Origin of the sequence: Nitratireductor sp. GCM10026969 (assembly GCF_042660605.1) — a bacterium.
Classification (GTDB): domain Bacteria; phylum Pseudomonadota; class Alphaproteobacteria; order Rhizobiales; family Rhizobiaceae; genus Chelativorans.
The window spans coordinates 1-926 of the sequence record NZ_JBHSUM010000311.1 but is presented as its reverse complement, the minus strand read 5'-3'; the positions used below and the strand labels follow the sequence as shown (position 1 = coordinate 926).

The 926-nt window shown below is 70.7% G+C and carries 2 protein-coding genes; one reads left to right on the top strand and one right to left on the bottom strand.

The features are described from left to right. The coding region (locus tag ACFP9U_RS25200; protein WP_378625638.1) for an FAD-dependent oxidoreductase at nucleotides 1-367 on the top strand (367 nt) is incomplete at its 5' end. Nucleotide 368: 1 nt separating this feature from the next. Here the strand turns inward: ACFP9U_RS25200 and ACFP9U_RS25195 are convergent. Further along, nucleotides 369-926: BadF/BadG/BcrA/BcrD ATPase family protein (locus ACFP9U_RS25195; protein WP_378625636.1), on the bottom strand; the 558-nt coding region annotated here is incomplete at its 5' end.

The following is a 926-nucleotide window of genomic DNA, read 5'->3' as shown; positions in this document are numbered from 1 at the left end:
GCGCGGCTCGGGCCCCGCCGTGCACGCCGCCTGGGCGCGGCGGGCGATACGCCGCATTTTCCCCGCCCTCGGCGCAGTGCGCTTTACCCACAGCTGGTACGGCATGATTGGCATGACGGACGACAGCTTGCCGAAATTCCACCGCCTGGCGCCCAATGTGATCGGCTTCAGTGGCTATAACGGCCGCGGTATCGCGCCCGGCACCGCCTTCGGCAAGGTGTTGGCCGACCACATCCGCGGCGCCACGCCGGAGGACGACTTGCCGCTGCCGGTGAGCGATCCGCATCCGCAGTGGCTGCGTACCCTGCGGGAGGCGGGCATCGAATGGGGGGCGCAGGCCGTGCATCTGCTGCGCATGCTGCGCTAGTCTAGGCACCGCCCCCGAAGCGCTCCACCGCCAGCGTGAGCGCGCCGTCGAGCGCCGTTCCCAAGGGCGGCTGCAGGACCGCCCGGTAGCGTGCACCGAGATAGGGCGCATAGGGTTCGCCAAGGCCGCCCAGCAGGCAGAGCCGGTCGCACCCTTTCGGCATCACCGCGTCAAGAGCGGCCTCGATCGCCGCCACGCCGTCTGCGACGAGCCTACCGGCCACCGGATCGCCCTTTTCGGCAGCGGCAAAGATCTCCGGCGCAAAGGCGCCGAAATCGGCGGGCCGCGCCTCCTTTCCGAAAGTGACCATCGCGCCCGGATCATGGTCGAAACGTGCCAGCACCGCACCTGTCAGCGCCGACCCGGGCCTGATCCCGTCATGGGCGAGCAGCACCTCCTCGAGAAGCGCGCGACCGAGACGCGCGCCGCTCGCCTGGTCTCCGAGCAGAAACCCCCAGCCGCCGATGATCCTGACCTGTCCCGCGACACGTGCCCCGAAGACGGAGCCGGTGCCGACGATGGCGGCCGCCCCGTCATGCGGGCCCAAGGCGCCGCGCAC